Here is a 20,191-nt window from a genome sequence, read left to right as displayed (position 1 = left end):
GTACCCTCCCCCAGCCTTCCCCACCCTTCCCGCCGCCCTTCCGGGCGGCCGTCCGCACACCCACTTACCCACCACAGGAGTCCGGGTTGATCGTGACCAAGGGGCTGCGCAAGTCCTTCCGGCCCCGCCGCGGCGCCGCCACCGTCGACGCGGTGCGCGGCATCGACCTGAACGTCGCGGAGGGCGAGATCTACGGCCTCCTCGGCCCGAACGGCGCAGGCAAGACCACCACGCTGCGCATGCTCGCCACCCTGCTCGTCCCCGACGGCGGCGCCGCCACCGTGGCCGGCGCCGACCTGCGCGCCGAGCCCGGCGAGGTCCGCCGCCGGATCGGCTACGTCGCCCAGGGCGGCGGCACCACCGACCAGGCCACCGCCCGCGAGGAACTCGTCATGCAGGCCCGGATGTACGGCGTCCGCAAGGCCGAGGCCGTCCAGCGCGCCGAACAGGGCCTGGCTGCCTTCGACCTGACCGAGTTCGGCGACCGGGTCTGCAAGACGTACTCGGGCGGCCAGCGCCGCCGCCTCGACCTGGCGCTCGGCGTCGTCCACCGGCCGAAGCTGCTGTTCCTGGACGAGCCGACCGTCGGCCTCGACCCGCGCAGCCGCTCCCAGGTGTGGGCCGAGGTCCGCCGGCTGCGCGAGCAGGGCATGACGGTACTGCTGACCACCCACTACCTGGACGAGGCCGACGCCCTGTGCGACCGGATCGGCATCGTCGACAACGGCGGCATCGTCACCGAGGGCACCCCCGAGGAGCTCAAGCAGAAGATCTCCGGCGACTCCGTCACCATCGCCCTGCCGGACGCCCGGACCACCACCGGGGCCGAGCGCGCCCTCGCCGAACTCCCGTGCGTCCAGCGCCTGGAGGCCCTGCCCGACGAGGACGGGCTGCGCCTGCACGTGGACTCGGCGGCCACCGCGATCCCGCAACTGCTGCGCACCCTGGCCGCGGCCGGCATCGAGCCGGAGCGCGTCCAGCTGCAACGCCCCAGCCTGGACGACGTGTTCCTGGCCCTGACCGGCCGCGCGCTGGTCCACAGCGGCTGACCCCCTCCCCCCTTTCCGGCCCCGAAGCCCCCGAGGTCCCCGTGAAGCTCGCCCGCGACACCTGGCTGGTCTACCAGCGCCAACTCCTCCTGATGGCCCGCTCCCCCGTGTGGATCGCCGTCGGACTGCTCCAACCCCTGTGCTACCTGCTGCTGTTCGCCCCGCTGCTGACCTCCGCGCTGGCCGCGTCCGGCGCGCACAGCACCGCCGACGCCTACCGGATCTACGTACCGGGACTGCTGTCCGCGCTGGCCCTGATGGGCGGCCTGTTCACCGGCTTCACCCTGCTGGGCGAACTGCACGCGGGCGTGATCGAGCGCTCCCGGGTGACGCCGGTCAGCCGGGTCGCCCTGCTGCTGGGCCGGGCCCTGCGGGAGACCACCGCGCTGCTGATCCAGTCGGTGCTGATCGCCGTGCTGGCCATCCCGTTCGGCCTGACCGTGGGCCTGGCCGACCTGCTGCTGGCGCTGGCGATGCTGGCGCTGATGGCGCTGATGGCCTCCTCGGTCTCCTACGGCCTGGCCCTGCTGGTGCCCACCGACGCCGCGCTCGGCCCGGTGGTCAACACCATCGCGCAGCCGCTGGCGCTGATCTCCGGCACCCTGCTGCCGATCGCGCTGGCCCCGGCCTGGCTGCGCACCGCCGCCTCCTGGAACCCCTGCTACTGGGCCGTGGAGGGCATGCGCGCCCTGTTCGCCGGGCACCTGGACGCGCCCGAGGTGTGGCGCGGCCTGCTGCTGACCGGCCTGCTGATGGCCGTCGCGGTGGCCTGGTCGGCCCGGCTGTTCGCCCAGCGGATCCGCTGACCGGCAGCGGCACCGGCGCACGACCGAGCGGGGCCCGGCGGCAGGAGTGCCGGGCCCCGCTCGGTCGTGCGCTCAACCGCCCTGCGCCCCTCCGGCGCCCCGTGTCCCTCCGGGGGCGGCGTCGGCTGCGAGACCGGGAGCGGGAGCGGCGTCGGTGGCGGAACCCGGGGCGAGCGCCTCCAGGTAGATCGACTCGTCCTTGCGGAAGGCGGTGTCGAGGTCGGCGACGTCGGGCCGGGCGCCGGTCTGGAACTCCTGCCGGGTGACGGTGAACCCGCCGTACCCGGCGCGGTCCAGGACGTGGCGCAGCTCGGCCTCGTCGTAGATCCAGCGGTGGCCGAAGTGGTAGAAGATCTGGTTCAGCATGAAGGCCCGGCGCTCGGGCATCGGCGGGCCGACCCGCATGGTGCGCAGGCGGCGGCGGTGGCGGCGGAAGAACTGCTCGCGGTCGTCGAGGTACCCGGCGACGTACTTGGCCAGGTCCGGGGTGGTGAGCCGGAGCAGGCCGCCGGGGCGCAGCACCCGGCGCACCTCGGCGAGCCAGAACACCGCGGTGCCGAGCGGGACGTGCTCGATCAGGTGCTCGGCGTACACCCAGTCCACGCTGCGGTCGGCGAACGGGAGCGGCCGGGTGATGTCCAGGCTGGTGTACAGGCTGCCGCCGTCGATCCGGTAGACCGGGCCGGGGCGGGTGGCGTCGGTGCCGTTGTGCAGGCCGACCAGGTCGGTGCCGAGGCCCTGCGGGTGGCGGGTGCGGAACGCGGCGAACTCGATGCCGGTCACCCCGAGCTCCTGGAACTCCTGGTGCGTGTACGGCACTTCGGGGCGCACCTGCTCGATCGTGGCGCACCGGGCGAGGTCCTCGGTGAAGGCGTCGGTGCGGGCCTCGAGGCCCTCGGGGTCCTCCCAGTCCCAGTCCGCGAACAGCTCCGCGACGGGGGGTCCGGCGGAGGGTCCGGCAAGGGGCTGGGCGGGGGGCTGGGCGGGGGGCTGGGCGGGGGGCTGAGCGGGGGGTTCGGTCGTCGTCATGCGTGTCATTCCGTTCTCTTTGTCGGTGCTCCGTCATGGGCCCCTATATATAAGGAGAGCGACGGGCACTCAGCGGTGCGCGGGAGCGGCCTCCGGGGCCGCCGGCGGGGCGGTCGGCGGGGCGGTCGGCGGCCAGGGCGCGAGGGCGCTGCGGTCGAGGTCGGCGAGGGTGGGGCGGCCGGACAGCACCATGGTGTCGAGCAGCTCCTCGCGCAGCAGGTCGAGCACCGCCCGGGCGCCGTCCGCGCCGCCGTGCGCCAGGCCCCACAGCACGGGCCGGCCGACCAGCGCGGCGCGGGCCCCGAGGGCGAGCGCCCGGGCGAGGTCGGCGCCGTGCCGCAGGCCGCCGTCGACCAGCACGGGCAGGTCGGCGGGGACGGCGTCCACCACCTCGGCCAGCACGTCCGACGCGGGCGGGGTGCCGTCGAGCTGGCGGCCGCCGTGGTTGGAGACCACCAGGCCGTCCACACCGTGCTCGACGGCGAGCCGGGCGTCCTCGGCGGTGAGCACGCCCTTGAGCAGCAGCGGCAGCGAGGTGCGGCGGCGCAGCCAGGCCAGGTCGGCCCAGGTGACGGTCGGGTCGAACTGCTCCCGGGAGTGCTCCTCGATGCCGGAGCGGCCCGCCCGGGACCGCGCGGCGCCGCTGGTGAGCCGGGCCGCCAGGTTGGCGGCGGTCATGCCGGGCGGCAGCGCGAAGGCGTTGCGCAGGTCGCGCAGCCGGCGGCCGACCTTGGGCGCGTCGACGGTGAGCACCAGCGCCCGGTACCCGGCCGTCTCGGCCCGGGCGACCAGGGCGGCGAGCGCCTCGCGGTCGCGCAGCCAGTACAGCTGGAGCCAGCGCGTCCCGTCCGGCGCGGCCTCGGCGATCTGCTCCAGGGTGCGCCCGGCGAAGATGCTGACGACCAGCAGCGCGCCCGCCCCGGCGGCGGCCCGGGCGGTGGCGCACTCCGCGTCGGGGTGCGCCAGCCCGTGGTAGGCCATCGGGGCGACGCCGTACGGGGCGGCCAGCCGGTCGCCGAACAGCTCGGTGGTGCAGTCGGGGGCCGAGACGTCGACCAGGACGCGCGGGCGCAGCACGTGGCGGCGCCAGGCGTCCGGATTGGCGCGGGCGGTCCACTCGGCTCCGGCCGCGCCCTCGAAAAAGTCCCAGATCACGGCGGGCAGTCGGGCCTCGGCCAGCGCACCGTGCTCCGCCAGGGTGAGCGGAACCATCGCGTCCGAACCTCCTGATGATCCGTCAACTCGTGCGAAAACGAGGGACAGCGTAGGGGGCGACCGGTCACTGGTATAGACCTTGACCCTTGATGCGGTCCCGTGCAAAGGTCGGCACCGACGGGGGATCCACACTGAAGCATCACAACTTCCGAACCTTGCTTCCCACACGAGCGCGTGGAGTTGCGTTGACGCTTACCCCAATCCCGGTGCGCGGCCGCACGGTTGCCGCGGACTGGGTGGACGAGCAGTTACTCGCCGGACCGGACGGCGAACCGTGTCTGCGCTTCGGCGCTCCGGTGGCCAGGGGGACCTTGCGGGCCCTGGTGGCCGAACGGCAGCGGCAGTTGGCCGCCGCCGGCCTCGGCGAACACGGGACGGTGGCGCTGCGGATGCCGCCGTCCGCGGAGTTCGTCGCGGTCCTGCTGGCCGCGTGGCGCTCCGGCGCGCAGGCGGTCCTGCTGGACCACCGGCTGACCACCGTCGAGGTGGACCGCGCGGTGGACCGGCTGCACCCCCGGGTGCTGGTCGAACTCGCCGACGGGCGGCCTGCGTTCAGGTCGCTCCCGGACGGCGGGGCGGCCGGCTCCGAGCACGCCCTGGTCCAGCTCAGTTCGGGCTCGACCGGGCCGTCCAAGGTGATCGCCCGGACGGCCGCCGACCTGCTGCGCGAACTCGACTGCTACGCGAGGCTGCCGGAGTTCCCGACCCGCGGCGAGCGCACCGTGCTGCTGTCCTCGACGGTGCACGTGCTCGGCCTGGTCGGCGGACTGCTGCACGCCCTGCACGCGGGCGTGGAGCTGGTGGTGCCGCAGCGGATGACCCCCGCGGGCATCCTGGCCGCCGTCGCGGAGGGCAGCGCCCCGACCACGGTGATCGGGGTGCCGTTCCACGCCGAGCTGCTGGCCGCGGCCGCCGCGCCACCCGGACTGCCGCAGCTGCGGCGGATGGTGGTGGCCGGTGAACTCGTCCGCCCGGAGCTGCCCGCGGCGTTCCGCGAACGCTTCGGGGTGCCGCTGGGCACCATGTACGGGATGACCGAGACCGGCGTGATCGCCACCGACCTGACCGGGCGCAACCACCCGGCGGTCGAACCCGTCCACGGAATGGAACTCTCCGTGGCCGGGGGCGAGTTGCACATCGCCCGGGAGCAGTCCCCGTACCTGGGCCCGACCGACCCGACCCGCTGGTCGGACGGTCTGCTGCACACCCGGGACGCCGCCCTGATCGAGGTCGGCACCGGCCTGGTCACCGTCCTCGGGCGGCGCGACTCCCAGATCTCCATCGGCGGCCTCAAGGTCGACCTCAACGAGGTCGAGCAGGCCCTCACCGGGCTCCCCGGTGTGGTCGAGGCCGTGGTGCTGTTCGCCGACGGCGCGATCGAGGCGTACGCCGCGACCGCCGACGGCGTCACCTCCTCGCCGTCCGAACGGAGCGGCCCCGCCGAGCAGTTGCGCGAACTGCTCGGCACGGAACTGGCGGGCTACAAGCTGCCCCGCCGACTGCACCTGATGCCGCGGCTGCCCCGGACCGCCACCGGGAAGCTGCTGCGGGACGCCGCCGCCCTGCGCCGACAGGCCGACGCCGCCCGCTGACCCCTCTCGCTCCTCCACTCCTCCGCCCCTATCGCTCCCCCTGTTCCGGTGCGGTGCGCCCGGCCCGGTGGACGGCTCCAGACACCGTCCGCCCGTCCGTCGGTGCGCCCTGCCCGGGAACACCCCTCTCCCCTTCCCCTCCCGATTGCGCTGGAGATCCTTCCATGCAGGAACAGATCCGCTCGTTCATCCTGACCACCCTGGCCGCGATGAACTACGACGTCTCGAACGTCACTTCGGAGACCGACCTCGGCCCGGCCGGCCTCGACCTGGAGTCGCTGGCGCTGGCCGACCTCGCGGTGCAGGTCGAGGAGGAGTTCGGCGTCCGCTTCGAGCTGGACGACATGGAGTCCACCGCGCTGATGACCATCGACGAGTTCAGCGCCGAGGTCGCCGCCCGGATCGCCAAGACCTCGGTGAGCACCGCCTGATGAGCACCGGCACCGGAACCCGCTTCGGCCGCGCCGAGGCCCTGGAGATGCTGGCCCGCTACGGCGACCGCTCGCCCGAGCAGGTCGACGAGCACCTGGGCTCGCTGGAACTGACCTGGCTGATCGCCCAGGCCGAACAGGTCTACGGGGTGCAGCTCGACCTGGACGACGAACGGCTGGACGCCATCCGCACGGTGGACGACGCGGTGGCCGCGCTCGGCTCCCTGATCGACACCGCCGCCGACGCCGCCGCCGACGCCACCGGCAGCGGCACCGGCGGTGGCGGTGGCGGTGGCGGTGGCAGTGGCACGGACGCGGGGGCCGCCGCGCCATGACACCGACCGCGCTCCGGAACGGTCCGCCGCGGCGCGCCGTCCTGGTCGGCGGGATCGGGGTGCGCTCGGCGTTCGGCGCGGGGCTCGCGGCGCTCACCGACGGCGTGCTCGCGGGCCGGCCCGCGTTCACCCCGGTGGAGCGCTTCGGCACCGCCGGGCACCGCACCGACCGGGCCGCCACCGGCCCGGGATCGCCCCGGCTGGCCGACCAGTTGGTCGCGGTGCTCGCCGAGGCGGGCGCGCTCTCCGACCCGGCCGACCGCCAACCGGCCGACGGCCCGGAGGAGTTGCTGCTCGCCCTGCACGGCGACCGGCGGGCCGGACCGGTCGCCGCCGAGGTCGCCGAACGCACCGGGCTGCGCCCGCGGGTGTACACCGGCGCGTGCGTCGCCGCGTCCGGCGCGGTCGCCGACGCCGCCGCGCTGATCGCCTCCGGCCGCCGCGAGCGCGTGCTGGTCGCGGCCGGCTACCTGGTCGAGCCGGACACCTTCGCGGTGTTCGACGCCGGCCGGGCGCTGGCCCCGGACGGCGCGGTCCGCCCGTTCAGCCTGGGACGGCAGGGCATGCTGCTCGGCGACGCGGCGGTGGCCGTGGTCCTGGAGTCCGCACCGGCCCTGCGCCGGCGCGGCGGCCGGGCGCTCGCCGAGATCGCCGGCTGGGCCAGGACCGGGGACGCCTTCCACGTCTGCCGTCCGCACCCCGCCGGCACCGGCCTGGCCAGGGCGGTGCACGGCGCGCTGGCCCGGGCCGGCGCGACACCGGCCGCGATCGGCTACGTCAACGCCAACGGCGCGGGCTCCAAGCTCGGCGACCTGGCCGAGGCCGCCGCGCTGCGCAGCGTCTTCCCGTCCGGCACCCCGCCGGTCAGCTCCACCAAGTCCGTGCACGGCCACGCCCTGGAAGCCTCCGCGCTGCTCGAACTCGCCGCCACCGTGGGCGCGTTGGGCGCGGGCGCGCTGCCGGTCAACGCGGGCTGGCAGCGCCCGGACCCGGACTGCCCGCTCGACCTGGTCCTCGACCGCCCCCGTCCGGCCGCCCCCGCAGCCGCCCTGGCCCTGACCCTCAACGCCGCCTTCGGCGGCGCCAACACCGCGCTGCTGGTGGCCCCGGCCTGACCGGAAGCGCCGATCTTCCGCCAACTCGCTTTCTGCATAGGAGATTTGTTCTTCAGCTGCGTCCTGTCCCACCCCGCTCCATCCGCCCTGCCCGCTTCCGCCCGGCCGCTCCCGGCCCGTCCTCCTGGTGGCTCCCGCATGACCGCCCCGACCTCCGTCCCCGTTCTCGTTCTCGTCACCGACCCGCCGACCGCGCCCCCGGTCACGGCACCCGCTGCGCCGCCGACCGCACCGCCCGTCGTGGCACCCCGCGTGCTCGGCGGGCCGCTGCGGGTGCTGGCCTCCGCCCGGTGGCCGGAGCGTCCGGGGGACGAACTGCCCGCCATCGCGGGCTTCGTGGAGTCCTCGTTCAGCCCGCTGGTGGCCGAGACCGCCGAGCGCTGCCTGCGCGCCCGCTACGGTCCGCCGCCGGCCGCCGGGGCGCCGCGCACCGCGCTGCTGCTGGTCAGTCCGAGCGGCGACACCGGCACCGCCGACGCGCTCGCCCGGGCCACCGCCGACGGGCGGCGGGTCGCCCCGCTGCTGTTCTTCCAGTCCAACCCGAACGCCGTCCTCGGCCACGTCGCCGCCCGCTGGCAACTGGACGGCCCGGTGGTCGCGCTCGGCCCCGGCTTCGACGGCGAACGCGAACCGCACGACCGGGCCGCCCTGTTGATCGAGGACGGCGACGCCGACCAGGTCCTGGTGGTGACCGCCGTCCAGGGCCCGCCCGACCACGCCACCGCCGTCCTGCTCGCCCCCTGAGCACCGTCCCCGCCCCGCCCCTCGGCGCACCGCGGCCCGCCGGGGGTCCCCCTTCCCGCACCACGACAAGAACGGGACCGATGAGCCTCCCCAGCCTGCGCGCCACGCTGTCCGCCGACAGCTCCGTCGGCGCCGGAAACGTCCTGACCACCCGGGTCGAGCAGGGCCTCGGCCTCGATTCGCCGACCCTGACCTTCGACACCCCCGTCGACGGCCACCCGGCGCACACCGCCCTGACGCTGCGCGAGCTCGACCGCGCGGTGCGGGCCCGGGCCGCCGCGCTGCACGCCCGCGGGGTGCGCCGCCGCGACCCGGTCGCCGTGCAGGCGTCCGCCGCGGCCGACCAGGTGCTGTCCTTCCTGGCGCTGACCCGGCTCGGCGCGATCCCGGCCCTGCTCAACCCGGCGCTGGACGCGGACACTTCGGCCCGCTACCTGCGCCGGCTGAACGCGACCGGGCTGCTCGCCGACACCGCGCACGCCAAGGCCCTGGCCGGCCTCGACTGCGGTGCGCCGCTGCTCGCCGACACCGCCGAACTCGCCGACGGCGACCCGGAGTCGGCGCCCGCCCCGTACCGGCACTGGCCCACCGATCCGGTGGCGATCACCCACTCCTCGGGCACCACCGGCCTGCCCAAGGCGGTGCTGCACTCGCACCAGAGCCTGTACGCGGCGATCCGCCACCGCCTGCTGCTGCCCCGCCCGCAGGGCATCGACCGGGTGCTCAGCGCGCTGCCGGCCGCGCACGCCGCGACGCTGATCGCGGTCAACCTGGCGCTCAGCTTCGACGCCCAGCTGTACCTGATCTCCCGGCAGACCGGCCCGGCCGTGCTGGACGCGATCGAGGGCTGGCGGCCGCAGGGCGTGTACGGCTTCGCCACCACCTGGGCGGACCTGGCCCGGCAGGACCTCGCCGCCCGCGACCTGTCCTCGGTCGGCCTGTGGTGGAACACCGGCGACTGCGCGCACGAGGCGCACATCCGCCGCCTGGTCGCCCAGGGGTCCCGGGTGACCGCCACCCGGCAGGGCCGGATCCGCACCCCCGGCTCGGTGTTCATCGACGGCCTGGGCTCGTCCGAGATGGGTCACTCGCACTTCCACATCACCCACACCGTCGACTCCGAGCGCTACGACCGCTGCGTGGGCCGTCCGCACGCGTTCGTCGACTGCGCGGTCCTCGACCCGGACGGCAACGAGCTCGGCCCGGGCGAGGTCGGCGAGCTGGGCACCCGCTCCCCCACCCTGTCGCCCGGCTACTGGAACGACTCGGTCACCACCCACCGCACCCGGGTGCGGGACTACTTCCTCACCGGCGACCTGATGTACCGGGACGAGGACGGCTACTACTACCACGTGGACCGCGCCGTCGACACCGTCGACCTCGGCGACGGCCGCCGCCTGCACACCGCCGCCAGCGAGGAGCGCGTCCTGGCCGCCTGCCCGGACGTGCACGACTGCACCGTGGTCGCCTTCCGCGCCGGCGAGCGGACCGTCGCCGACGTGCTGCTGCAGCTCGACCCGGCCGCCGACCAGGACGCCGACCGCACCGCCGAGGTGCTCGCCGCGCTGGAGCCGCACGTGGCCGCCGTGGTCCGCACCGTGCTGGCCGTCCCGGACGGGCGGATCCCGCTCGGACCGACCGGCAAGGTCCGCAAGGTGCTGCTGCGCCAGCGCCACCTGGCCGAGCACGCCGCGGCCGCCTCCGCGGTCGAGGCCCGATGAACACGGTCGCCGCGCAGGTCACCGGCATCGGCTGGGTGACGCCGCTGGGCCGCGCCGTCCCGGAGGTGTTCGCCGCGCTGGCGGCCGGCCGTTCCGGGCTGAGCGCCCCGCCGGAGGACCACCCGGCGGCGGGGTGGCTGCGGGTGGCGGGCATCGCCCCGCACGTCCCGGCCACCGAGGTGCTGCCGCCGACCGAGACCCGGGTCGCCGACCGGTACCTGCTGCTCGCCCTGGCCGCCGCCGCGGACGCCCTCGCGGACGCGAAGCTGACGATCCGTCAGGACACCGACCCGGAGCGGGTCGCGGTGGTGCTGGGCACCGGCGGCGGCGGGCTGGAGAGCTACGAGTCGCAGGCCGTCGGGCGGCGCGAGCGCGGCCGGGCCGCGGTCAGCCCGTACCTGCTGCCGGGCATGCTCTCCAACATGGCGGCCGCCCGGATCGCCATCACGCACGGCATCCGCGGCTACAGCTCCGCCGTGATCACCGCCTGCGCGGCGGGCGCCCAGGCGATCGCCGAGGGGCTGCGGCTGATCCGCGGCGGCGAGGCGGACGTGGTGGTGTGCGGCGGCGCGGAGGCCCCGCTGCACCCGACGATCTCCGCCGCCTTCGACAACTCCCGTGCGCTGGCCGCCGGTTGGGACGACCCGACGCAGGCGTCCCGGCCGTTCGACGCCCGCCGCAACGGCTTCGTGCTGGGCGAGGGCAGCGCCGTCCTGGTGCTGGAGAGCGTCGCGCACGCCGAGGCCCGCGGCGCCGGCGGCTACGCGTCGCTGGCCGGCTGGGGTGCGGCCACCGACGCCCACCACCCGACCATGCCGCGCCCGGACGGCGCGGGCGCGGTCTCCGCGATGCGGGCCGCGCTGCGCTCGGCGGGCCTGGAGCCGTCCGCCGTGGACTACGTCAACGCCCACGGCACCGGCACCAGGCTGGGCGACCGGGCGGAGGCGGCGGCGCTGCGCGAGGTGTTCGGCGCGCACGACCCGTGGGTCAGCTCGACCAAGGGCGCGACCGGCCACCTGCTGGGCGCCTCGGGGGCGGTGGAGGCGGCGGTGTCGGCGCTGGCCGTCGCCGAGGGCCTGATCCCGCCCACCCGCAACCTCGAACAGCCGGACGGGAGCTGCGGGTTGCGGCACGTCCGCGGCGCGGCCGAACACGGCGCCGTGCGCCACGCCCTGTCCAACTCGATCGCGTTCGGCGGCCACAACCTGAGCCTGCTGTTCGGGCCGCCGAGCGTCACGGCCAAGCACCTCGGAGGGACCTCATGACCGTGCCGGGCATCGCGTACACCGAACTGTACGTGGAGGACGCCCACAAGTACGCCGCGCGGCTGCGCGACGACTGGGGCTTCACGCTGAGCGAGCCGGCCGGGGCCGCGCCGGGCACCACCCGGCTGGTGGCGCACCAGGGTTCGATCCGGGTGCTGCTGACCTCCGCGGTGGAGGCCGAGCACCCGGTCGCGGCCTGGGTGCGGCGGCACGGCGACGGCGTCGCGGTGATCGCGCTGCGGCACGCCGACGCGGTGGCGGCGGCCGCGGCGGCCGAGCGGGCGCTGGACGCGGGCGGCGGCTGCCTGGACGGGGCGGGCACGGTCTCCGGCTTCGGTGATCTGGCGCTGCGCTTCGTCGGCGCGGAGGACCTGCTCCCGGCGGGTGAACTCCCGGGCGAGGGAGCACTGTTGTCGCTGGACCACGTGGCGGTGGTGGTGCCGGGCGGGCAGTTGGAACCCGCGGTGGAGTGGGCGGTGCGCGGACTGGGCTTCCGGGAGGTCTTCCGGGAGTACGTGGAGGTCGGCGACCAGGCGATGGACTCCCGGGTGGTGCAGAGCCCGTGCGGGACGGTCACCTTCACCCTGCTGGAGCCGGACACCTCGCGGGCCGCCGGCCAGATCGACGGTTTCCTGGAGTCGCACGGCGGCGCGGGCGTCCAGCACCTGGCGTACGCGACGGAGTCGATCACCGCCGCGGTGCGGGAGCTGGCGGCGCGCGGGGTGGCGTTCCTGAGCACGCCGGGCGCCTACTACGAGCAGTTGGAGTCGCGGCTCGGGCCGACCGCCATCCCGGTGGCCGAACTGCGGGACACCCACGTACTGGTGGACCGGGACCACGGCGGCGAGCTGTTCCAGATCTTCGCCCGTTCCACCCATCCGCGCCGGACCTTCTTCCTGGAACTGGTGGAGCGGCGCGGCGCGGGCAGCTTCGGCACCGCGAACATCAAGGCCCTGTACGAGGCGGTGGAGCGCGAGCGCGCCACCGCGGACAGCTGAGCAGAGGGGAGAGGGAAGTGACCAGCGCCATCGAGCAGTTCGCGTTGACCGAGGAGGAGGCGGCGCTGCTGCCGAGCGTCGAGGAGGTGCTGCAGTACGCGGAGCGCGGCTGGTACCTGTCCCGGCGGCTGTTCTCCGACGCCGAGTTGGACGCGCTGCAGGCCGCCACCGAGCGCTACTACGCGGGTGAGCGGGACCGCGCACTCCCGGCCCGGCCGCCGCACCTGGCGTCCTGGCAGCCCGCGGACGGGCCGGTGCAGCGGCACAACGACTACGTGCACTACGAGCACGGGGAGATCGGCCGGATCCTGCGCAAGCCGCTGCTGGGCGCGGTCGCGGCCCGCCTGGCGCAGGCGGAGGAGATCCGGCTGTTCCAGTCGACGCTGATCTACAAGCCGCCGGTGCCGGGCGAGCCGAGCAACGTGGTGCCGTGGCACTTCGACAAGCACTACTGGCAGACCTCCACCTCGCAGCGGATGCTGACGGCGTTCCTGCCGTTCCACGACTGCACCGAGGAGATGGGCACCATCACCATGGTGGACGGCAGCCACCGCTGGGAGGAGCGGCCGGGCGGCGACGACTCGACCCGGCACTTCGCCGCCCGGGACCGCTCGGAGCTGGAGCAACTGCTGCACGAGAACGCCGAGTTCAACGGGACCGAGGTGCACACCGTGCCGGTCGAGATCCCGCGCGGGCATGTCTCCTTCCACCACTGCCGCACCTACCACGGCTCGGGCCCGAACCGGTCCGCGCAGCCGCGCCGGGCGGTGTCGCTGCACCTGCAGGACGGGTCGAACCGGTACCGCCCGTTCCTGCGGCCGGACGGCTCGCCGGTGGTGTACAACCACGACGCGGTGGTGCGGCGGGACGCGAACGGCCTGCCGGACTACGCGGACCCGGAGTTCTGCCCGGTGCTGTGGCGGTCGGAGCCGGGGAAGTCGGAACCGCGGCGGTCGGAGCCGTGGCGGGCCGAGCCGGGGCGGTCGGGCCGGTGAGCCTGCCGCACCTGGCGGACCCGGCGGGCCGCTACCGGACGATGCGGCTGATCCGCTCGTTCGAGGAACTGGCCCTGGAGTGGGTGCGCTCGGGGCTGGTGGTCGGCGGCACCCACCCGTACAGCGGGCAGGAGGCGGTGGCGGTCGGCGTGTGCGCCGCGCTCGACCCGGCCGACCGGCTGACCTCCACCCACCGCGGGCACGGCCACGTGCTGGCCAAGGGCGCCGACCCGGGCCGGCTGCTGGCCGAACTGCTGGGCCGGGTGGACGGGTTGAACGGGGGCCGGGGCGGTTCGATGCACGCCGCGGACTTCTCGTTGGGCATCCTGGGCGCCAACGGCATCGTCGGCGCGGGCGCGCCGATCGCGGTCGGCGCGGCCTGGGCGGCGCAGCGGCGCGGTGAACCGACCGTGGTGGCCTCGTTCTTCGGCGACGGCGCGCTCAACCAGGGCGTGCTGCTGGAGTCGTTGAACCTGGCTTCGATCTGGCGGGCGCCGGTGGTGTTCGTCTGCGAGAACAACGGTTACGCGACGACGCTGCCGGCCGCTTCGGCGGTGGGCGGTTCGGCGTGCGGCCGGGCGGCGGCGTTCGGCATCCCGGCCGAGACGGTGGACGGGATGGACGTGGAGGCGGTCCGGGCGGCGGCCGAACGGGCAGTTCGGCGAGCGCGTTCGGGCGGTGGTCCGTCGTTCCTGGAGTGCCTGACGTACCGGTTCGAGGCGCACCACACGATGGAGCGGCGCTTCAAGCTGGCCTACCGGACGGCCGAGGAGGTGGCGTCCTGGCGGGAGCGCGACCCGCTGGCGACCGGCCTGCCGGCGGCTGCGGCGATCGACCTGGAAGTGGCCGAACTCCTTTCCAGGGCAGCCGAGTTCGCGCTAGCCTCAGCGGAGCCGGATCCGGCGACGGCCACTGACCACCTGTACGCGAGCGGGCTGCGGCCCCGGTCGGGAGCGGCCCTGTGACGCTGTTGTCGTACGCCAAGGCGATGAATCGGGCGCTGGCGGACGCGCTGGCGGCGGATCCGGCGGTCTGCGTGTTCGGCGAGGACGTCGGCGCGGGCCTGGCCGGGCTGACCCTGGGCCTGCAGCAGCGCTTCGGCGCCGAGCGGGTGGTGGACGTGCCGCTGTCGGAGCAGGCGTTCACCTCGGCCGGCATCGGGGCGGCGCTGACCGGGATGCGTCCGGTGGTCGAGTTGCAGATCCCGTCGCTGCTGTTCCTGGTGTTCGAGCAACTCGCCAACCAGGCGCACAAGTTCTCGCTGATGACGGGCGGGCAGGCCCGGGTGCCGCTGACCGTGGTGGTACCGGGTTCGGGTTCCCGCAGCGGCTGGGCGGGGCAGCACTCCGACCACCCGTACGGCCTGTTCGCGCACGTCGGCATCAAGACGCTGGCGCCCGCGACGCCCACCGACGCGTACGGGCTGCTGAGTTCGGCGATCCGGGACGACGACCCGGTGGTGCTGTTCGCCCCGGCGGGCGCGCTGGGAGTGCGCGAGGACGTGACGGCGCCGCTCGTCCCGGTACCGCTCGGCGAGGCCCGGATCCACCGTGCGGGCACCGACGTGACGGTGGTCGCGGTCGGCCACCTGGTGCACCAAGCCCTGGCGGTGGCCGAGGAGTTGGCGGACGAGGTGTCGGTGGAGGTGCTCGATCCGCGCACCCTGTACCCGCTGGACCGGGCGGCCCTGGTGGAGTCGCTGCACCGTACCGGCCGGCTGGTGGTGGCCGACGACTCCAACCGCTTCGCCGGTTTCGCCGCCGAGGTGCTGGCCGTCGCCGCCGAGGAGGGCCGCCTGCTCGCCCCGCCCCGCCGGGTCACCCGCCCGGACGGCGCGGTGCTGCCGTTCGCCCTGGCCCTGGACCGGGCCCTGCAGCCGAGCGCCGAGCAGCTGCGGGACGCGGTCCGGGCCGTCCTGAAGTAGCCGCCCCGAAGTGACTGCCTCTTCGGGCAGTCGTTCTCCGAGACGTACCACCGCTGCGTCCACCCGCGTAGTGTCCACCCCCGCCCCGCCCTGCCACACCACACGAGGAGAGCAGTCATGAGCGACCGCTACCACTGGGACCGCAGCCACCCCGGCCTGACCGCCCTGCGCGAGTCGATCGAGGAGGTCCGCCGCGAGGTGGTCTCCCACCCGATGTACCTGTCGCTGGACACCCTGGAGAAGGTGCGGACCTTCCAGCAGACCCACGTGTTCGCCGTCTGGGACTTCATGTCCCTGCTCAAGTGCCTCCAGCGGCAGCTCACTTGCGTGAGCCTGCCCTGGCTGCCGGACGGCCCGACCGCGAGCCGCCGCCTGATCAACGAGATCGTGCTGGTCGAGGAGAGCGACGAGCTCGGCGAGGGCTACACCAGCCACTTCGAGCTGTACCTGGACGGCATGGCCCGGGCGGGCGCCGACACCGCCCCGGTCGAGGCGTTCCTGGCCGCGCTGCGCTCCGGCCTGCCGGTCGCGCAGGCCGCGAAGGAGGCCGGGATCCCGGAGGCGGCGGCCGCGTTCACCGCCGTCACCTTCTCGATCATCGAGGACGCGCCGGTGCACTGCCAGGCCGCGGCGTTCGCGTTCGGCCGGGAGGACCTGATCCCGGAGATGTTCGAGCAGGTGGTCCGGATCGACGACGCCGAGGGCAGGTTGAGCGTCTTCAAGGACTACCTGGCCCGGCACATCGAGGTGGACGGCGAGCAGCACACCCCGATGGCGATGCAGATGCTGATCGACCTGTGCGGCGACGACGCCGAGCGCTGGGAGGAGTGCGGGGCGACGGTCCGCGCCGCGCTACGGGCCCGGGTCGCGCTGTGGGACGCGATCACGGCCGCGCTGTGACGCGGTGACGCGCACGGCGCGGGGCCCGGCCCCCGGAGCGGTTCCCACTGCTCCGGGGGCCGGGTCCGGCGTGTCATCCACCGCTTCCCGCGCGGCAGTTGACGCCCTCGGGGCCGGCGGTCAGCCCTGGCCGAGCCACAGGTCGGGGCCGAAGACCTCGTAGTGGATGTCGGCGGCGGGCACGCCCGCGGCGAGCAGCTGGGTGCGGACGGCGCGCATGAACGGCAGCGGGCCGCACAGGTAGGCGACGGCGTCGGCGGGGACGTCCAGCGCGGTCAGGTCGACCAGGCCGGTGCGCCCGGCGGGCCACTCGCCCTCGGGGCGCTCGTACCAGACGTGCGCCTCGCCGCCGGGGAGCTTGTCGACCAGCTGGACGAACTCGTCCCGGAAGGCGTGCGCGGACTCCTGCCGGTCGCCGTGCACCGCGATCACCTTGCGGGCGGCGCCGGTCTCGGCGAGGTGGGTGAGCATGCCGACGATCGGGGTGCAGCCGATGCCGGCCGAGGCGAGCACCACCGGCCGGTCGCCGTCGGCCAGTTGCACGTCGCCGAACGGGGCACTGATCAGCAGGGTGGCGCCCTCGTCGACGTGCTGGTGCAGGTGGTGGGAGACCTCGCCGGCCGGGTCGCCGGCCACCTTCTTGACGGTGATCCGCAGGCCGCCCTCGGGCCGGCCGGACAGGCTGTACTGGCGGATCTGGTGGGCGCCGTCGGGGAGTTCGACCTGCACCGAGACGTACTGGCCGGGCTTGTGCGCCGGGACGGGGCCGCCGTCGGCGGGGCGCAGCAGGAAGGTCGCCACGTCGGCGGTCTCGGCGGTGCGGGCGACCACCGTGTAGGGGCGGCGCTCGCCGCGGGTGCCGCTCTCCTCGTACAGGCGGGCCTCGATGGCGATCAGCGCGTTGGCCATCAGCCAGTAGACCTCGTCCCAGGCGGCGGCGACCTCGGGGGTGACGGCGTCGCCGAGCACCTCGACGATGGCCGCGAACAGGTGGGTGTGGACCACCTGGTACTGCTCGGGGGCGATGCCGAGCGAGGCGTGCTTGTGGGCGATCCGGGCGAGCATGGCGTCCGGGCGCTGGTCGGGGTGCTCGACCAGGGCGGTGGCGAAGGCGGCTATCGAGCCGGCCAGCGCCTGGCGCTGGCTGCCGTCGGCCTGGTTGCCCCGGTTGAACAGGTCGCGCAGCAGTTCGGGGTGGGCCGCGAAGAGCCGCTCGTAGAACGAGCCGGTGATCTCCCCGATCGCCGCACCCACTGCGGGGAGGGTGGCGCGCACGGTCTCCGCGGACTTCTCGGACAGCATCCGAAACTCCAAACTCGCATCCAAGATGCGCATTTAACGGTGTGGAAAACCCACTACTGGACTTGCTGCTGCTGGCCTGGCCGTTGCTGGCCTGGCCGTTGCTGGGCCTGCCATTGCTGGACCTGCCCGCCACCGGGCCCGCCGCTCGCCGGCGCCCGCCCCGATGCTCGTCCGGCGGACGGCTACGCGGAAGGGCCGAACGGCCCCGGCCCCGGTGGGCCGGACGGACCGAGCGGATCGAGCGGGCCGAGCGGGCCGGACGGAGCGGGCAGGCTCGGCAGGCCGAGCAGGACCGGACCGCCGGATTCGCCCGCCCCTCCCGCTCCGCCCTCGCCGCCGACCAGGTCGTCCACGGTCAGCGGGTCGAGCGAGGCGTAGAACGCCTCCTGCGCCCGGCGCAGCGCCCCGCGCAGCCGGCAGGAGTGGCGCAGCGGGCAGGGCGGCTCGTCCTCGCAGCCGACCACGTCGCCGACGCCCTCCAGCTCCCGGACGATCCGCCCGAGCGATCCGGTGCGCCCGGCGGCGGTCAGGGCGAGCCCTCCGCCGCGGCCGCGCCGGGCCTCGACGACGCCGAGGTGCTGGAGGCGGCTGACCACCTTCGCCGCGTGGTGGTAGGGGACGCCGACCGCCTCGGCCACCTCGCGGGTGGTCGGGCTCTGGTCCTCGTCCAGCACCGCCAGGCGCATGGCGATGCGCAGCGCGATGTCAGTGCTCTTGGTCAACCTCACGGGCCTGACTCTAGCCAATTGCGCATCTTGGATACCAATTACACCGCTGTCTGCTGCGTCACGCTCCGCCGCACTCCCGCCGCACCGCGTACCGGTGATCCTGCTCACCCCCGTGCGGCGCACCGGCCGGCGGTCGTACCGCCCCGCTAGCCTCGGGTGACGCCCGGCCGTTCTCCCCGCGACCGGGGCCGCGCCCTTCCCGCTCCCCCCGCTCCCCTTCCGACGGAGGCCCTGGTGACGGCACGCCAACTCCTCGACCTGCTGGTCGATCCCGGCACCTTCCGCGGCTGGGACGAGCCGGTCACCGCCGAGCACGCCGACCCCGGCTACCGGGACGCGCTGGCCCGGGCCCGCGAGCGCACCGGCCTGGACGAGGCCGTGCTGACCGGACGCGCCCTGTTGGACGGGCGCCCGATCGCGCTGGTCGCCTGCGAGTTCGCCTTCCTCGGCGGCTCGATCGGCGTGGCCACCGCCGAACGGATCACCCGCGCCGTGGAGCGCGCCACCGCCGAACGCCTGCCGCTGCTCGCCCTGCCGGTCTCCGGCGGCACCCGGATGCAGGAGGGTTCGGCCGCGTTCCTGTGCATGGTCCGGGTCACCGCCGCCGTCCACGCCCACCGCAGTGCGGGCCTGCCCTACCTGACCTACCTGCGCAACCCCACCATGGGCGGGGTGTTCGCCTCCTGGGGCACCCTCGGCCACCTGGTGCTGGCCGAACCGGGCGCCCGGCTCGGCTTCCTCGGCCCCCGGGTGTACGAGGAACTGCGCGGCGAGCCGCTGCCGCCCGCCGTCCAGCGCGCCGAGACGCTGGCCGCACACGGCAGACTGGACGCGATCGTCCCGCCCGAGCGGCTGCGCGCCTTCCTGGCCCGCGCCCTCACCGTCCTCACCGCCCGCCCGACCGCCCGTCCGACCGCCCCCGTTCCCGCGCCCGCACCCGTCGCCGTTTCCGCGGCCCCGACTGCGGCCGCGTCCGGGGTTTCCGCGGCCCCCGAAGTCCCGGACGCCTGGGAGTCGGTGCTGCTCAGCCGCCGCCCCGACCGGCTGTCCGCACTCGAACTCCTGCACCACACCGCCGAGTCGCTCCTCCCGCTGGACGGCGACAGCGCACTGGTCCGGGCCCTGGCGCTGATCGGTGGACGCCCCGTGATGGTCGTCGCCCAGCAGCGCCAGGGCCCGGACCAGCCCCAACTCCCGTTCACCGCAGCCGATCTGCGGGCCGTCCGGCGCCAGGCGCAGATCGCCGAGGAGCTCGGCATGCCGCTGCTGACCGTGGTCGACACCACCGGCGCGGAACTCTCGATCGAGGCCGAACTCGACGGCGTGGCCCTGGAGATCGCGCACTGCCTGACCACCCTGGTCGGGCTGCGCACCCCCGTACTGGCCGTACTGCTCGGCCAGGGCAGCGGCGGCGGCGCGCTCGCCCTGCTGCCCGCCGACCGGGTGATCGCCGCCCAGCACGCCTGGCTGGCCCCGCTGCCGCCCGAGGGCGCCTCGGCGATCGTCCACCGCGACGGCGAGCACGCGCCCCAACTCGCCCGCGCCCAGGGCATCACGGCCGCCGAACTGACCGCCACCGGCCTGGTCGACCTGGTCGTCCCCGAGAGCGCCGACCCGGCCGACCTGCGCGAACGCCTCGGCGCCGCCGTCACCGCCGCGCTGGCCGAACTCGCCGAACTCCCGGACGCCGAACGCCTGGCCGCCCGGGCCACCCGCAACCGCCGCCTCGGCGGCCCCGGTTCAGGAGACACCCCGCGATGAACACCACCGACCCGCTGGTCCCCGCCCTGGCCGGCGTGCTCGCCGACCTGCTGCGCTTCCTCGACGAGTGCGAGGACGACGAGGTCGCCGACGACACCGCCGTCGGGCTGCTGGAGAACGTCGCCGGAGAGCTGAACAGCCTCCCTCCGGCCCAACGCGAGCGCCTGACCGCCGTGTTCACCGACCTAGGGCTCGTATTCTGTTGTGATCATTCTGGGAAGTTGCCCTCGCGGCGCGGCCTGATCCGGTAGACCGTGTTCCGTGACGCGAGTGCAACTTTC

The 20,191-nt window shown here is 75.0% G+C and carries 20 protein-coding genes; 16 read left to right on the top strand and 4 right to left on the bottom strand.

The features are described from left to right. The first annotated feature begins 92 nt into the window (after positions 1–92). Both ABD345_RS25080 and ABD345_RS25075 read left to right on the top strand, forming a co-directional pair. On the top strand, positions 93–1,049 hold the full coding sequence (locus ABD345_RS25080) for an ATP-binding cassette domain-containing protein (RefSeq protein ID WP_344554926.1): 957 nt from the start codon (positions 93–95) through the stop codon (positions 1,047–1,049). A 41-nt stretch (positions 1,050–1,090) separates the two neighbouring features. After that, positions 1,091–1,855, top strand: coding sequence for an ABC transporter permease (locus tag ABD345_RS25075; RefSeq protein ID WP_344554866.1), 765 nt, complete (start codon positions 1,091–1,093; stop codon positions 1,853–1,855). A gap of 72 nt (positions 1,856–1,927) precedes the next feature. Here ABD345_RS25075 and ABD345_RS25070 read toward each other — a convergent pair whose 3' ends face one another. Then, the gene (locus tag ABD345_RS25070) at positions 1,928–2,884 is read right to left on the bottom strand and encodes a methyltransferase domain-containing protein (protein ID WP_344554865.1); all 957 of its coding nucleotides are present in this window, start codon (positions 2,882–2,884) and stop codon (positions 1,928–1,930) included. 69 nt (positions 2,885–2,953) lie between these two features. After that, complete coding sequence (locus ABD345_RS25065) at positions 2,954–4,096, bottom strand: alpha-hydroxy acid oxidase (protein WP_344554864.1); 1,143 nt, start codon at positions 4,094–4,096, stop codon at positions 2,954–2,956. Positions 4,097–4,284: 188 nt separating this feature from the next. On the opposite strand from ABD345_RS25065, the gene ABD345_RS25060 reads away from it, so the two are divergent. The 12 genes from ABD345_RS25060 (at position 4,285) to ABD345_RS25005 (ending at position 16,119) form a co-directional block, all read left to right on the top strand. Further along, a complete protein-coding gene (locus tag ABD345_RS25060; protein ID WP_344554863.1) occupies positions 4,285–5,691 on the top strand; it encodes a class I adenylate-forming enzyme family protein in 1,407 nt (468 codons plus the stop codon). 164 nt (positions 5,692–5,855) lie between these two features. Next, entirely contained in the window at positions 5,856–6,122 is a 267-nt protein-coding gene (locus tag ABD345_RS25055; RefSeq protein ID WP_344554862.1) for an acyl carrier protein, read from the top strand. After that, a complete protein-coding gene (locus ABD345_RS25050) occupies positions 6,122–6,457 on the top strand; it encodes an acyl carrier protein (RefSeq protein ID WP_344554861.1) in 336 nt (111 codons plus the stop codon). Before ABD345_RS25055 ends, ABD345_RS25050 begins: the two co-directional genes overlap by 1 nt. Beyond that, entirely contained in the window at positions 6,454–7,572 is a 1,119-nt protein-coding gene (locus ABD345_RS25045; RefSeq protein WP_344554860.1) for a beta-ketoacyl synthase N-terminal-like domain-containing protein, read from the top strand. Before ABD345_RS25050 ends, ABD345_RS25045 begins: the two co-directional genes overlap by 4 nt. A 138-nt stretch (positions 7,573–7,710) precedes the next feature. After that, on the top strand, positions 7,711–8,316 hold the full coding sequence (locus ABD345_RS25040; protein WP_344554859.1) for a beta-ketoacyl-[acyl-carrier-protein] synthase family protein: 606 nt from the start codon (positions 7,711–7,713) through the stop codon (positions 8,314–8,316). Positions 8,317–8,396: 80 nt separating this feature from the next. Beyond that, complete coding sequence (locus ABD345_RS25035; protein WP_344554858.1) at positions 8,397–10,037, top strand: class I adenylate-forming enzyme family protein; 1,641 nt, start codon at positions 8,397–8,399, stop codon at positions 10,035–10,037. Then, positions 10,034–11,302, top strand: coding sequence for a beta-ketoacyl-[acyl-carrier-protein] synthase family protein (locus ABD345_RS25030; protein WP_344554857.1), 1,269 nt, complete (start codon positions 10,034–10,036; stop codon positions 11,300–11,302). Before ABD345_RS25035 ends, ABD345_RS25030 begins: the two co-directional genes overlap by 4 nt. Beyond that, entirely contained in the window at positions 11,299–12,300 is a 1,002-nt protein-coding gene (locus ABD345_RS25025) for a VOC family protein (protein ID WP_344554856.1), read from the top strand. Before ABD345_RS25030 ends, ABD345_RS25025 begins: the two co-directional genes overlap by 4 nt. 17 nt (positions 12,301–12,317) lie before the next feature. Further along, positions 12,318–13,295 (top strand): phytanoyl-CoA dioxygenase family protein, encoded by a 978-nt coding sequence (locus tag ABD345_RS25020; RefSeq protein WP_344554855.1) that lies wholly within the window; start codon positions 12,318–12,320, stop codon positions 13,293–13,295. Next, positions 13,292–14,260: a thiamine pyrophosphate-dependent dehydrogenase E1 component subunit alpha gene (locus ABD345_RS25015; protein WP_344554854.1), complete on the top strand. Its 969-nt coding sequence runs from the start codon at positions 13,292–13,294 to the stop codon at positions 14,258–14,260. The genes ABD345_RS25020 and ABD345_RS25015 overlap by 4 nt, the downstream gene beginning before the upstream one ends. Continuing rightward, positions 14,257–15,219, top strand: a complete 963-nt coding sequence (locus ABD345_RS25010) for an alpha-ketoacid dehydrogenase subunit beta (RefSeq protein ID WP_344554853.1) — start codon at positions 14,257–14,259, stop codon at positions 15,217–15,219. Before ABD345_RS25015 ends, ABD345_RS25010 begins: the two co-directional genes overlap by 4 nt. Positions 15,220–15,336: 117 nt before the next feature. Beyond that, positions 15,337–16,119 carry a DUF3050 domain-containing protein gene (locus tag ABD345_RS25005; RefSeq protein ID WP_344554852.1) on the top strand — a complete coding sequence of 261 codons (783 nt, stop codon included), beginning with the start codon at positions 15,337–15,339 and terminating at the stop codon, positions 16,117–16,119. 120 nt (positions 16,120–16,239) lie between these two features. Here the strand turns inward: ABD345_RS25005 and ABD345_RS25000 are convergent, their stop codons facing one another. Both ABD345_RS25000 and ABD345_RS24995 read right to left on the bottom strand, forming a co-directional pair. Next, positions 16,240–17,454, bottom strand: a complete 1,215-nt coding sequence (locus tag ABD345_RS25000) for a globin domain-containing protein (RefSeq protein WP_344554851.1) — start codon at positions 17,452–17,454, stop codon at positions 16,240–16,242. 149 nt (positions 17,455–17,603) lie between these two features. After that, on the bottom strand, positions 17,604–18,149 hold the full coding sequence (locus ABD345_RS24995) for an RrF2 family transcriptional regulator (RefSeq protein ID WP_380275546.1): 546 nt from the start codon (positions 18,147–18,149) through the stop codon (positions 17,604–17,606). Positions 18,150–18,383: 234 nt separating this feature from the next. Here ABD345_RS24995 and ABD345_RS24990 point away from each other — a divergent pair, with 234 nt between their 5' ends. Further along, positions 18,384–19,910 carry a carboxyl transferase domain-containing protein gene (locus ABD345_RS24990; RefSeq protein ID WP_344554850.1) on the top strand — a complete coding sequence of 509 codons (1,527 nt, stop codon included), beginning with the start codon at positions 18,384–18,386 and terminating at the stop codon, positions 19,908–19,910. Beyond that, positions 19,907–20,161, top strand: coding sequence for a hypothetical protein (locus ABD345_RS24985; RefSeq protein WP_344554849.1), 255 nt, complete (start codon positions 19,907–19,909; stop codon positions 20,159–20,161). Before ABD345_RS24990 ends, ABD345_RS24985 begins: the two co-directional genes overlap by 4 nt. The last annotated feature ends 30 nt before the right edge of the window (positions 20,162–20,191 follow it).

It is taken from the genome of Kitasatospora saccharophila (assembly GCF_039529925.1).
Taxonomy (GTDB): Bacteria; Actinomycetota; Actinomycetes; order Streptomycetales; family Streptomycetaceae; genus Kitasatospora; species Kitasatospora saccharophila.
This window is presented reverse-complemented; position numbering and strand designations above follow the sequence as displayed.

Bases quoted from the DNA above. Each gene is read 5' to 3' on its own strand.
- ABD345_RS25045 (WP_344554860.1), top strand. From the start codon at position 6,454: ATGACACCGACCGCGCTCCGGAACGGTCCGCCGCGGCGCGCCGTCCTG.
- ABD345_RS25025 (WP_344554856.1), top strand. From the start codon at position 11,299: ATGACCGTGCCGGGCATCGCGTACACCGAACTGTACGTGGAGGACGCC.
- ABD345_RS25070 (WP_344554865.1), bottom strand. From the start codon at position 2,884: ATGACGACGACCGAACCCCCCGCTCAGCCCCCCGCCCAGCCCCCCGCC.
- ABD345_RS25040 (WP_344554859.1), top strand. From the start codon at position 7,711: ATGACCGCCCCGACCTCCGTCCCCGTTCTCGTTCTCGTCACCGACCCG.
- ABD345_RS25000 (WP_344554851.1), bottom strand. From the start codon at position 17,454: ATGCGCATCTTGGATGCGAGTTTGGAGTTTCGGATGCTGTCCGAGAAG.
- ABD345_RS25050 (WP_344554861.1), top strand. From the start codon at position 6,122: ATGAGCACCGGCACCGGAACCCGCTTCGGCCGCGCCGAGGCCCTGGAG.
- ABD345_RS24985 (WP_344554849.1), top strand. From the start codon at position 19,907: ATGAACACCACCGACCCGCTGGTCCCCGCCCTGGCCGGCGTGCTCGCC.
- ABD345_RS25005 (WP_344554852.1), top strand. From the start codon at position 15,337: ATGAGCGACCGCTACCACTGGGACCGCAGCCACCCCGGCCTGACCGCC.
- ABD345_RS25065 (WP_344554864.1), bottom strand. From the start codon at position 4,096: ATGGTTCCGCTCACCCTGGCGGAGCACGGTGCGCTGGCCGAGGCCCGA.
- ABD345_RS25055 (WP_344554862.1), top strand. From the start codon at position 5,856: ATGCAGGAACAGATCCGCTCGTTCATCCTGACCACCCTGGCCGCGATG.
- ABD345_RS25030 (WP_344554857.1), top strand. From the start codon at position 10,034: ATGAACACGGTCGCCGCGCAGGTCACCGGCATCGGCTGGGTGACGCCG.
- ABD345_RS25035 (WP_344554858.1), top strand. From the start codon at position 8,397: ATGAGCCTCCCCAGCCTGCGCGCCACGCTGTCCGCCGACAGCTCCGTC.